This is a genomic window from aff. Roholtiella sp. LEGE 12411, from assembly GCF_015206995.1.
Taxonomy (GTDB): domain Bacteria; phylum Cyanobacteriota; class Cyanobacteriia; order Cyanobacteriales; family Nostocaceae; genus Komarekiella.
Genome location: NZ_JADEXR010000178.1, coordinates 1 through 11787, shown reverse-complemented (window position 1 = coordinate 11787; position 11787 = coordinate 1). Strand labels below are relative to the sequence as shown.

The 11787-nt window shown below is 43.3% G+C and carries 12 protein-coding genes and 2 pseudogenes; 7 read left to right on the top strand and 7 right to left on the bottom strand.

Features of this window, described 5'->3' with window-relative positions; all coding sequences use genetic code 11:
* A pseudogene (locus tag IQ246_RS30645) lies at nucleotides 1–77 on the bottom strand (transposase); the annotation flags it as partial.
* Between the two features lie 219 nt (nucleotides 78–296).
* On the opposite strand from IQ246_RS30645, the gene IQ246_RS25690 reads away from it, so the two are divergent.
* From IQ246_RS25690 to IQ246_RS25675, 4 genes are all read left to right on the top strand, one after another.
* Nucleotides 297–623 (top strand): DUF6825 family protein, encoded by a 327-nt coding sequence (locus IQ246_RS25690; RefSeq protein WP_194006142.1) that lies wholly within the window; start codon nucleotides 297–299, stop codon nucleotides 621–623.
* Nucleotides 624–902: 279 nt separating this feature from the next.
* Complete coding sequence (locus tag IQ246_RS25685) at nucleotides 903–2588, top strand: AarF/ABC1/UbiB kinase family protein (RefSeq protein WP_194006144.1); 1686 nt, start codon at nucleotides 903–905, stop codon at nucleotides 2586–2588.
* Nucleotides 2589–2605: 17 nt separating this feature from the next.
* Nucleotides 2606–3343, top strand: coding sequence for a Stp1/IreP family PP2C-type Ser/Thr phosphatase (locus tag IQ246_RS25680; protein WP_194006141.1), 738 nt, complete (start codon nucleotides 2606–2608; stop codon nucleotides 3341–3343).
* Between the two features lie 805 nt (nucleotides 3344–4148).
* Complete coding sequence (locus IQ246_RS25675; protein WP_162398757.1) at nucleotides 4149–4346, top strand: NblA/ycf18 family protein; 198 nt, start codon at nucleotides 4149–4151, stop codon at nucleotides 4344–4346.
* A gap of 461 nt (nucleotides 4347–4807) precedes the next feature.
* On the opposite strand, the gene IQ246_RS25670 is transcribed toward IQ246_RS25675, so the two are convergent.
* From IQ246_RS25670 to IQ246_RS31385, 6 genes and pseudogenes are all read right to left on the bottom strand, one after another.
* A complete protein-coding gene (locus tag IQ246_RS25670; protein WP_194006140.1) occupies nucleotides 4808–6364 on the bottom strand; it encodes a serine/threonine-protein kinase in 1557 nt (518 codons plus the stop codon).
* 144 nt (nucleotides 6365–6508) lie between these two features.
* The gene (locus IQ246_RS25665; RefSeq protein ID WP_194006139.1) at nucleotides 6509–6685 is read right to left on the bottom strand and encodes a hypothetical protein; all 177 of its coding nucleotides are present in this window, start codon (nucleotides 6683–6685) and stop codon (nucleotides 6509–6511) included.
* A 32-nt stretch (nucleotides 6686–6717) separates the two neighbouring features.
* Nucleotides 6718–7167 (bottom strand): hypothetical protein, encoded by a 450-nt coding sequence (locus tag IQ246_RS25660; protein ID WP_194006138.1) that lies wholly within the window; start codon nucleotides 7165–7167, stop codon nucleotides 6718–6720.
* A gap of 62 nt (nucleotides 7168–7229) precedes the next feature.
* Nucleotides 7230–8444, bottom strand: a complete 1215-nt coding sequence (locus tag IQ246_RS25655) for an anhydro-N-acetylmuramic acid kinase (protein ID WP_194006137.1) — start codon at nucleotides 8442–8444, stop codon at nucleotides 7230–7232.
* 93 nt (nucleotides 8445–8537) lie between these two features.
* Nucleotides 8538–9782 (bottom strand): universal stress protein, encoded by a 1245-nt coding sequence (locus IQ246_RS25650; protein ID WP_194006136.1) that lies wholly within the window; start codon nucleotides 9780–9782, stop codon nucleotides 8538–8540.
* A gap of 208 nt (nucleotides 9783–9990) precedes the next feature.
* Nucleotides 9991–10056: pseudogene (locus IQ246_RS31385) on the bottom strand (helix-turn-helix domain-containing protein); the annotation flags it as partial.
* Between the two features lie 50 nt (nucleotides 10057–10106).
* Here IQ246_RS31385 and tnpA point away from each other — a divergent pair.
* The 3 genes from tnpA to IQ246_RS25630 all read left to right on the top strand — a co-directional run bounded on the left by tnpA (nucleotide 10107) and on the right by IQ246_RS25630 (nucleotide 11602).
* Entirely contained in the window at nucleotides 10107–10547 is a 441-nt protein-coding gene (gene tnpA, locus IQ246_RS25640; protein ID WP_194006143.1) for an IS200/IS605 family transposase, read from the top strand.
* Between the two features lie 11 nt (nucleotides 10548–10558).
* Entirely contained in the window at nucleotides 10559–10798 is a 240-nt protein-coding gene (locus IQ246_RS25635) for a hypothetical protein (protein WP_208492302.1), read from the top strand.
* Between the two features lie 87 nt (nucleotides 10799–10885).
* Complete coding sequence (locus IQ246_RS25630) at nucleotides 10886–11602, top strand: molybdopterin-dependent oxidoreductase (RefSeq protein ID WP_194006135.1); 717 nt, start codon at nucleotides 10886–10888, stop codon at nucleotides 11600–11602.
* The last annotated feature ends 185 nt before the right edge of the window (nucleotides 11603–11787 follow it).

Below are 11787 nucleotides of genomic sequence, written 5' to 3'. Positions count from 1 at the left end.
CGAGCAGTCCGAATTGCTTCATCAAGCTTTTCGTATTGCTCATTACTACCCTTAAGTTTTGCCTCAAATACAAGCATGGTTACGCCTTTACATCTAGCGTAATTATATGATGAATATGAGCAATAATAATTATGAAAAAGCCGTCGTAGAACGACGGGGCTTTAGACCCAATTTTTCGGTAAAAAATACTTATCTAGACTAAAAGTCTGCAATACCAAATCTCTAGCTCTATAGCAGAAGCAGCAATGCATACGGGCAAGTTATAATTCTCTTGCGGACGAGCGTAACAAAAATTTATGAGTAACCCCCTTGTGCAAGCCTTTTTTGTAGGTAGAGCAGTAGCTGAAGTGATTAATGAGCGCCTAGAGGTCGCCTTGACAGATGCTTTGAGTGATCTGGGAAAATTTGATGCAGAAGCTAGAGAGCAACTGCGCCAGTTTTCAGATGAAGTCTTAGAGCGGGCAAATCGCGCAGCAGAAGCTGCGAATGCTGGCCAAACTACTACAGCTAGTGGTCAACCCAGTTCTAGCTCAGTTGACTTGCAAGCAGATATTGACGAGTTGCGAGCAGAAATTGCCCTGTTGCGAACAGAATTGCAACATTATCGTAGAACTTCTGCATAAATTTAATTTAGTCATTGGTCATTGGTCAAGAATCATCAGACGAATGACACATGACAAATGACATATAGGGCTAGTATTTGATTTCTGAAAAAAATTCAGTACATCTTTATTACTTCTTCTCCATGCCCCATTCCCCATTCTCCATTCCCCATTCTCCATTCCCTGTCTCTACGAGTCAGTTCACGAATCAAATCGGATTACTATATCAAAAACAGTTTAGGAATTAGAGTGTCTTTTCTTCCAGATGATTCAGTTACAAACCAACGGTACGCAAAGAATATGGAAACAGGTTATTCAGATAAGGCATACCGTTGGAATCGCGAAAACTACTCTAGTAGACGGCGCTTTGTAGACATTTGGTCTTTTGTCTTGACCTTAATGTTCAAGCTTTGGCTGTACAACAAAACTTGGAGTTACACAGGTGGTGTAACTGAGGTAAAGCAAGCTGCAAGACGCAAAGCCCAAGCAATCTGGATTCGCACTACCTTACTAGACTTAGGGCCAACCTTTATCAAAGTCGGGCAACTGTTTTCTACCCGTGCTGATATCTTCCCTATTGAGTATGTAGAAGAGTTGGCAAAGCTACAAGACAAAGTGCCAGCATTTAGCTATGAGCAAGTAGAAGCGACTATTGAGAAAGAACTAGGGAAGAAAATTCCTGAACTCTTCCAGAGTTTTGAACCCATTCCCTTAGCTGCTGCTAGCCTTGGTCAAGTACACAAAGCTGTTCTGCATACTGGGGAATTAGTTGTTGTCAAGGTACAGCGTCCTGGATTGAAGAAGTTATTTGAAATAGATTTACAGATTCTCAAAGGAATTACCCGCTACTTTCAAAACCATCCCAAATGGGGACGGGGGCGAGATTGGATCGGTATTTATGAAGAATGTTGTCGGATTCTTTGGGAAGAAATTGATTATCTCAATGAAGGTCGTAACGCCGATACTTTTCGCCGGAACTTTCGCGGCTACGACTGGGTGAAAGTCCCAAGAGTTTATTGGCGTTACACTACGTCGAGAGTTCTGACCTTAGAATACGTTCCTGGGATTAAAATTAGCCAATACGAAGCTTTAGAAGCGGCGGGTTTAGATCGCAAGGCAATTGCCCGCCAGGGCGCTCAAGCATATTTGGTACAGTTACTCAATAGTGGCTTTTTTCATGCTGATCCTCATCCAGGTAATATTGCCGTCAGCCCGAATGGTTCTCTAATATTCTACGATTTCGGCATGATGGGGCGGATTAAGTCCAACGTGCGGGAAGGACTGATGGAGACACTGTTTGGTATTGCTCAAAAAGATGGCGATCGCGTTGTTCAGTCTCTCGTCAATTTAGGAGCGATCGCACCAGTGGATGATATGGGCCCTGTGCGGCGTTCTGTCCAGTATATGCTGGACAATTTTATGGATAAGCCCTTTGAAAACCAATCAGTCGCGGCAATCAGTGAAGATCTTTACGAAATAGCTTATAATCAGCCATTTAGATTTCCAGCAACCTTCACTTTTGTGATGCGGGCTTTTTCCACCCTAGAGGGGGTAGGCAAAGGTCTAGACCCAGAATTTAACTTTATGGAAGTTGCTCAACCTTATGCAATGCAGCTTATGACCAATATGAATGGTTCTGAGGGGAATACCTTTCTCAATGAATTAAGTCGCCAAGCAGTTCAGGTAAGTAGTAGCGCATTTGGACTGCCACGTAGATTGGAAGATACACTAGACAAACTAGAGCGGGGAGATGTACGCGTGCGCGTTCGGTCTATAGAAACAGAACGCCTGCTACGACGGCAGAGCAGTATTCAACTTTCAATAAGTTATGCTCTGTTAATCAGTGGTTTCACACTTTCAGCTACCATCTTAGTGGTTAACAATTATGTATGGTGGGCACTAGTGCCTGGTTTAATTGCAGCAGGGCTTTCAGTGATCCTGATCCGACTACTTTTACGCCTTGACCGTTACGATCGCATGTATTAATTATTGAAGAAAAATTTATGAAACTTAATTTCACCGGTTCGAGTGATCCGGGACTTATTCGTTCTAATAATCAGGATGCTTATTATATTGACCCAGAGGGGCGTTTTTTCATTGTTGCCGATGGAATGGGCGGTCATGCGGGAGGTGAGGAAGCAAGTCGCATTGCAACTCAGGAAATTCAGACATATTTAGTAGCACATTGGCAATCTCCTAAGTCTTCCCAAGAATTGCTAGAGCAAGCTTTGTGGGGAGCCAATGAAGCAATTTTACAGGATCAGCAAAATCATCCTGAACGCGCTGATATGGGTACAACGATTGTAGTAGTAATTTTTCGTACCCCAGAAGCTCCTTGGTGCGCTCATGTTGGTGATTCGCGGCTGTACCGCTTCCGAGAGTCGCAATTAGAGCAAGTAACAGAAGATCATACTTGGGTTGCACGGGCGATAAAAATTGGTGATATCACTCCAGATGAAGCACGAATTCATCCTTTTCGTCATGTATTATCGCGCTGTTTGGGGCGTGAAGACCTGCATCAGATTGATTTGCAACCACTTGATGTAAAAGTTGGCGATCGCTTGCTATTATGCAGTGATGGTTTGACAGAAGAACTCGTCAATCAAAAGATTGCTAGTTATCTCCAAGACACGCCTTGGGTTGATAAAGCTGCTCTCTCTCTAATTGAAGCTGCCAAGCAAGAAGGTGGACACGATAACATCACAGTTGTCATTGTCGCCCTCGAAAATAGTCAAGGCTAGAGACGCGATTATACTCTGACGATCAGCCCTTCTCCGATGGTCGCCGCTACGCAAACGGGTTCGGGGGTGACGATCGTTCGCAAGACGTGTGTCGCACACAAGACTCGCTCTAAGCGTACCCCTTTTAGAGCAAACTACAAAGCAGCCTAATGACGGTCTTAGCTAGTAAATGTGCAACTTGGACGCACATTAGCTGACTGCGTTACCCAGGTTCCCTCGGTTGAATTAACTGGGTGTGACTAGCACTCAAGGGTCAAAAAGCTATGGACTTTTGACTTTTGACTCCTTCCGGTACATATACTCAGCAATTTGTTCAACCTGAGCATTTTTCTTCTTTACAACTTGATACAAATATTTTTAGCCTCCTTAGATAACTTTGGAGGCTATATTTACATAAATTTAGTTAATTGACTTATTGCACCTTATAAGGTAAGGCGGATATGATGCACGCTTAATACCTTTTATCCTTCTTGCTCCTACAGGGGGGACATTAGCTGAACCTATCCTTTCAGGAAAGGTTTGAAGAGGTGAAGAGTTAAGAAAGCAGTTCTCACCTATCTGGGTTGAGAAATCCCAAATATTCCCGAAATCCGCCCCAACGGACTTGGGATATATATCAGTAGAGTCAGGTGCGAGAACTCAGAGCAAAAAAAGTCCACACTTAGGATGTGGGCAACCTGTCAAACACTTGTTATCTTTCTTAATACGGAAGAACAAATGTAGGACAGAGAAAAGTCCAAATCTTATCCCGTTTGGACTTCTGTGAGCGATATCACCTTAACGCGTTGTTTTTTCGGAGTTAATTATGAGCCAACCAATTGAATTATCCTTGGAACAGCAATTCAGCATCCGTTCATTTGCTACTCAGGTGCAACACATGAGCCACGACCAAGCTAAAGACTTTTTAGTCAAGCTTTATGAGCAAATGGTGGTGCGCGAGGCAACTTATCAAGAACTTCTGAAGCACCAGTGGGGCTTAGATTCCGGTTCCACTATGGCATAGAGTCTTTCTGATGTCGCAGTGGGCGACCTCCTTCTCTTGCTTGGTTCCAAGGAGGAAAAGAGCTGGGGATGCAGGGGCGTCAACTTCGATAAACAATTCCAAATGCTAAGGATATAAAACCAAAGCGTAGAAGTTCAATTCAGAATTTAAACTAAGACTTATTAAGTAGTTTTGACTACTATATATTGAATATTGAAATGCGAATTTATTCAAGCCTTTAGCTTAAACTTACTGGTGCATAAGCAAATCTCTCTCGTTTCGGCGTCATGGTTAAAAATCCCCTGAAATACATTTAGAAGAGGATACTATAGAGACTAGCTTTTGCAGCTACTGTTTTTATCACTAATACTTTTTATAACTAAAAATTACAACTCTATATATACATTATTTATAAAACTTTACATTTACTGAGTTAATACTCTTGATACTACAGATGTTGTATGTAATATTGCAAAAATTATCTAGCCGGAAAGGTCGTATGGAAAATCTGTATCAATTCCTTCCAGCTTTGCCAAAATTTGAGGCTTAATCTTTTCATACTCGCTTTTGAGTAAGTTTTTACTAATTTGGGGATCGGTAGATGACACCAAAGCGTTACTGGTTGTGATCCACTCTTGTAAGCGTTGGCGTTGGGCAGAGGCGATACTGGAGAGTAGGATATGGGCACAGCGACTTGGTGTTTCTCTTGCAAAAAACAAAAGACGGTAGTAACCTTTGTGCTGTAATAAGCGGGCGATTTCTTGACCAAGACTGGTTTTGAGATCAAGGTAGTAATGTAACCATTTAGCACCATGTTTGCGGTTGTAGATGACAGTAATCCATAGCAACACAGGATGAGGAATAGAGATAAAAAGAAATTGATTGTAGCGGGTACAGACTAAACGCTTTTGAACTTCTTGTTGCTGTAGCATTACCCACAAGGCCGGTAAAACCTCGCCATTGATATGAACTGGCTGGGTAAACACAATATCGGCAATTGGTTTATTTTGGGGCCAGGAAATGGCACAAGCAATTTCATCCTTTGATAAGGATAGCTGCAAATCGGCTTTCGTCTTTTGTTCAAGTTCAGCGCTGAGTGTAGTAGTAGTAGGAACTAGTGCATGGCTGTCTTGCCTGATTTGACGTGTGTGCTCAGGCTGTTCGAGGGATGCTAAGATTTTAAGGATTTCACTAATTGTTTGGGGGCGATCGCCTGCTGCTTTGGCTAAACAACTCATCACCAAATTTTCTACTTCCTTTAGTAGTAACAATCCAGGAGCAGCCTCAGCAAAAGAACGTGGTTTTTGATAATGATGTACTTTATACCATGCTCCAAATGAGTGCGTTGGTGCAACCAATGGCATTTTACCTGTGAGCATTTCAAACATCATCACGCCTAAACTATAAATATCGGCGCGGTTATCTAGTTCTTTACCCTCCATCTGCTCAGGAGAGGAATAAGCCAGCGTTCCCAAATAGAATTTCGTATGATCGCCGTCTGACTGTATTAATTTAGCAATACCAAAGTCTAAAACCTTGACCAACTCACCGAAACTTGAGTCTTGCATCACCAGCATATTGCTAGGCTTGATATCGCGGTGGATAATTGGGCAGATTGTGCCATCAACTGGGATGCCATTATGAGCGCACTGTAACCCCAGGCTAATTTGACGCACTATACTGAGGAATCTTGGCAAAGGCAGTTGTTGCTTACGAACAATATTGTTCAGGCTTTGTCCTTGTAGGTATTCCATAACGTAGAACGGAGTTCTGTTGTCGTCTACGCCATAGTCCATGACTCGGACAATGTGAATGCTTTTTTGCCCTAGTAAAGCACAAGTTTTCGCTTCTCGCTCAAAGCGGTCTTGCAATCGCATCTTTTCATTTTGGATTGACAAAGCTAGAAACTTTACAGCAACAGGTACGCCTCCCAACAAAATATCCTTAGCACGATAAACTCGACCCATTGCTCCAGTACCGATTAACTCCTGAAGCTGGTAGCGTTTGCTAAGTAAGCGACCAATGTTGGGATCTGACATAGAAAATTCGACTCCAATGTGAAAAAATCGTAGGTGATATCTGCTCAGCAGACAGGTTATAAGTGTTTGGTTTGGAAAGTTATATCAAACAGAATTGGTAAATTTACTCCAATGTTTTGTACCATTGCGAACTTTAATTCTGATTTAGTTTGCCCAATTTTCACCCAATAGTTGTTGGTCATTGGTCATTAGTAAAGACTCTACAGTAATCCGGTTTGATTGCTGAATCACTCGTAGAGACTGGGAATGGGGAATGGGGAATGGGGAATGGGGAATGGGGAATAGGCAAGAAGTAATAAAGGTGTACTGAATTTTTTTCAAAAATCAAATAGGAATCCTATAGAAAATGATTGTTATGTTGACTGACGTTCTAGGTTAACTTCCATTGTGCTAGTTAAAAAATGCCCAACTAAGATGCCACTGGTTAGGTAGTAGTTATCATCATTGACTCGCAACAGGGTTTCAAAGCCACTACGACGCTGGCGATCGCCCAGTACCCAATAACGCTGCACAATGGTATCTGGGCCAATCCAGCCTTCGCCTTCAACCTGCCCTAAAATATTATGCTGGAGTAAAAAAGTATACTGGCGTTCTCCATTATGCAGATGTCCCTTGTATTGCAACGAAATTTTTGAGCGATCGCTACTACCTGGAAATATCAGCTTTGTGGCCATAGTGAACCAGTTATCTCGATTCCAAGCCACCAGAGTCATACCCTTGACGCTGATTGGCAAGCCATTACGTTCCAGCCAGCTTCCTTGCATTGTCCAGCGCCCTGGTTCCAATAAAAAAGTATGAGCCACCTTCTACATTCCCTGTCTTGATCCAGTACTGTCAAGACTACAGTTATAGCAATGCTGAGTTCTCAATACTCACCTTGGTGAATTTCTCCTAGTAGTACTTCTTGGGATGCACCAGTCGCAGTAGGTAAGTTACCAGGAATGCCTAAATGCCGCCAGTAGGCTAAAACAGCGAAGGCGATCGCTTCTTTGAAATCTGCATTCAAACCAACTTCATCTGTAGTCAAGACTGGTACTGATGGCAACAATAACTGTAATCTTTGTTTCAAATAAAGATTGCGACTACCACCGCCACATAATAGTACTTGCTGTGGCATTTGTGGTAAAAAAGTTTGGTAACTGTGAGCAATTGAAGCCGCTGTGAGTTCGGTGAGAGTTGCCAGCATGTCGGCGGGACTGAGTTGATATGCTTCGGCGTCTTGTAAACACTGATGCAGGTAAGCTACACCGAATAACTCACGACCAGTGGATTTAGGTGGTGGTAGATGAAAGTAATCCTGGCTGAGCCAGTGTTCTACCAATGGATAGCAGGGAGTGCCATTAGCAGCCCAATCACCGTTTTCATCGTAAGTTTTAGCACCAGCGCTTAAATGCTCCACTGCTAAATCTAGAAGACTATTTCCAGGGCCGGTATCCCAGGCGCGAATTTTTTCCAGCCAGTCGCCATGTCGAGGTGGAATATACGCAACATTACCAATACCACCAATATTCTGAATACAACGCCCCTCTTCAGGGTGACTGAGCAAATAAGCATCTATTCTAGGCACCAGAGGAGCACCGTGACCACCAACGGCCATATCAGCAACGCGGAAATTGCTCACAGTTGTAATACCTGTCAGATGGGCAATCAAAGCACCACGCCCTAATTGCAAGCTGTAACCCAAGGAATTGCTGAGTAAAGAGTGAGCAGTTAAAATTTCTCCCTCTCCCCCTCTTTTTCCCGGTGGTCGATGGTAAACAGTTTGACCATGAGAGCCAATTAGAGTAGCTGGTTGATGATCAATTTGGATATTTTGGGCGGCTTGGGCAAAGGTAAAGGCGATCGCATCATCTATTTGGGCCAATTCTGCCATTGAGATGGCTTCCCCAGCGCAAACTGCTAAGATTTTGGCTTTAAGTTCGGCGGGGTAAGGATATGTTACTCCAGCTATCAACTCAATTTTTAAATCAAAATCTGTACCGGAAATATCTACCAAAGCAGCGTCTATGCCATCTACAGATGTGCCACTAATTAAACCGATAACGCGATAAGGTACGGTTACTTGTTCAGTCGGATGCATGGATAGAGATAGTTTTCTTGGTTGCAAGCGGTAGTTTAATTCATGCTGCGGTCGATGTCAAAAGGAGAGAAACTGGAACACAAAAGTTAACTTTCATCTGGATGAAGCTGTTTTTTCACTGGCGATGATATGCAAATCGATGTTTTTGAGTAAACGCACCAATTTTTGAGTTAAAGACCCTTTGAGTAACATTTGCCAGCGAGAACGTTGACTTTCTCCAATCACAATCTGGGTGATACGATATTTCTCAGCGACTTCGGCGATCGCATTGGCTACGTTATTACTGGTAACACGAATAAAAGTACCTTCAAATTCTTGACATAACTTCTCACAAGTGTGGATGTGTAGACTTTCATCTTTGGTGAGAAAGCGCTCTTGATCGGCGACAAATAAAGTATAAAGTGGGGCATTCATGTAGTTAGCCAGCCTTGCACCCCGGCGTAGTAGTTGCACTGAGTTGGGATAGGTGGATACGCACACCAAAATTCGCTCGTGAATATTACAGAATTGCCCGTTGGGAGTGGTGGCGATCGCGTTTTCTTCTACGTTGTCTGCAACTTCCCGCAAAGCCAACTCCCGCAAAGCAATCAAGTTACGGCGTTGGAAAAAATTATCAAGGGATTGTTGGATTTTTTCCGGTGCGTAAATCTTGCCTTCTAGTAACCGTTCTTGCAGCGTTTCCGGTGTGACATCGATTACTACCACTTCATTTGCTTCATCCAGGATGCGGTCTGGAACTCGCTCACGTACTACTACCCCAGTAATTCTTGCTACTAAATCATTGAGACTTTCTAGATGCTGAATATTCATTGTGGAGTAGACATCAATGCCTGCTGCCAAAATTACTTCTACATCTTGGTAGCGTTTTTCTCGTAGAGAACCAGGGACATTGGTATGGGCAAGTTCATCGATTAAGACTAATTGGGGCGTAGACGCAAAGCGGTGAGGGGGTTGCAGTCTTGGCGGTTCCCGTCGATTGCGAACCCCCGAACCCGAAGGGCTTGGCGCCAGACATCGCTCTATAATTTTATCTGTATCCATATCTGTCAGCGTCAACTCACCGCGAGGGAATTGCTTGCGGGGTATAATCTCTAGCCCTTCTGCCTTTTCTACTGTCTCTTTGCGTCCGTGGGTTTCCAAAAGCCCAATTACGACATCAATTCCTTCCTTTTTGAGCGCATGTCCTTCTTCTAGCATCCGAAAGGTTTTGCCTACCCCAGGAGCCATACCGATAAAGATTTTGTGTTTGCCTCGTTGCGATCGCGCCTGATAAAGAGAGTAACTTGCAGATGTTGAAGATGCAGTGCTAGCAGAACTAGTATTAATATAATTTGACATCTTAAGTTTTGTTAATTTAAGAGTAAGTAGGCAACGAAAAGAGTATTGCAAGAGATTAGCGTACTCCTTTATCCAATCTAACGATTTGGTAGCCTATGAAGATTTGAAGGGTACGCTCGCCCGCTTCTCTACGAGACGCTCCGCGAACGCTAACGGACTGTTTACAAATAGCCAGTGCATCATTCCAAACTACGCGCACACAGCCAAACAACTGAGCTAAAAGCTTTTGTTGTTGGTCTGTTGGGTAGAAACGGAATTGATATCTAGCTTTCATGGACAATGTATAATTTGTCTGTAAGAGGATTGTACATTGGTCTAGAAGAAGTGACAAGCCAGTTTCGCAGAGAAAGACACTCTATTACAGACCTAAAAATTCATTTGGTCTGCGTTACTAAGTATCGTAGGTCTGTATTCACGAAGGAGAGTCTTGAGTTAATTGATAAAACCTTTAGAGAAGTAGCTAAAAAGATGGATTTTCAAGTAATTGAATTTAACGGCGAGGATAACCATGTTCACGCACTTATTGAATATCCGCCCAAATTGTCCATCTCTCAAATAGTTAATGCACTAAAAGGTGTTTCCAGTCGTAGATATGGACAAGCCGGATACAAAAAACCCCAGAAAGAATGCGAGTTTGCCGGGGGGATACTCCCCCCGGCAACACGCGCAGCTTTATGGAGTCCCAGCTATTTTGCTGTGTCCGTAGGGGGTGCGCCTTTAGATGTCTTGAAGGAGTACATCAGAAATCAAGAAAAGCCGTCGTAGAACCACGGGGCTTGTATCCCATTCTTTTGGTCAAAAACCGACATTTAGCTAAGTCAATATCTGATGCTGGTTGGTCAACCTTTCGCCAACGGTGGGGCACACCGGAAGCTACGCTTGGGGAGATTCGCCCTCTTGGGCAGTTGGGGCAACTCTGCTGTCTAATGGCGGGTCAGGGAACCAAGAATCCCCATCTCTTTAGAGCGGGGAGTGTCAAGACGTGGGCTGTAATTTTGCATACTCTAATTTCCTGATAAAATGCCGAGAATAAGCTGAATTTTTTTAATAGATAAATTGGAAACCTTGTCAGTGGCTCTTTTTGCTAAACTTGCTGAGGTCTTATGAGTTGGATTCTTCCCAAACGCACTCTATCCCGTCGTCATTTACTGCAATTATCGGGACTTTCTGGTGCAGGCCTGCTTCTAGGTGGCTGTGGGACAAATTTGTTTTCAGATAATGTCAGGCAAATATCTGAGCCACTAAACCAAAGTCTTGAAGCACTCTTACAAACTCAAAAGCTAGTAGCTGAATTTCCTTTAAGTGCCATTGAGCCAGATAAATTGCTGGTTAATACTTTTGATTTCACTCCGCAAATTGACCCAGCGCAGTTTTACCTGACGATTGATGGTGAGGTGAGTAATTCAATGCGATTGAGTATGGCAGATATTCAAAAACTTCCCTTGACTTCGATGGTGATTCGCCATGTCTGTGTTGAAGGTTGGGCTGCGATCGTTCAATGGGGAGGTGTGCGATTACGAGACTTAGTAGCACTAGTACAGCCGAAGTCAAGCGTCCGCTATGTCTACTTCAAATCTGCTGATGGCTACTATGAAAGCTGGGATATTGCTTCTGCTGTGCATCCTCAAACTCTCATGGCTTATCAAAAGAATGGGCAATTATTATCAGCTGATAATGGTGCGCCTATACGCTTAGCATCTCCAATTAAATTAGGCTACAAGCAAAGCAAGTGGGTAACTCAGATTATCCTGACCAGCAATTTACTACCTACTAAAGGTTATTGGGAGGATAAGGGCTATGAATGGTTTGCAGGGCTATGAATGGTTTGCAGGGCTGTACAGACGTAGCAGCATTCCTGTACAGACGTAGCACTGCTACGGGGAGCATCCCAGTTTTTTGCAAAGAAAGCGAAAATCAGTCAGGATAAGTAAGACGAGTGTATTTACTTAGCGATGACCCCAGAACAAAAACAAGCTCTTCAAGAACACATTCAAGCGATCGCTAA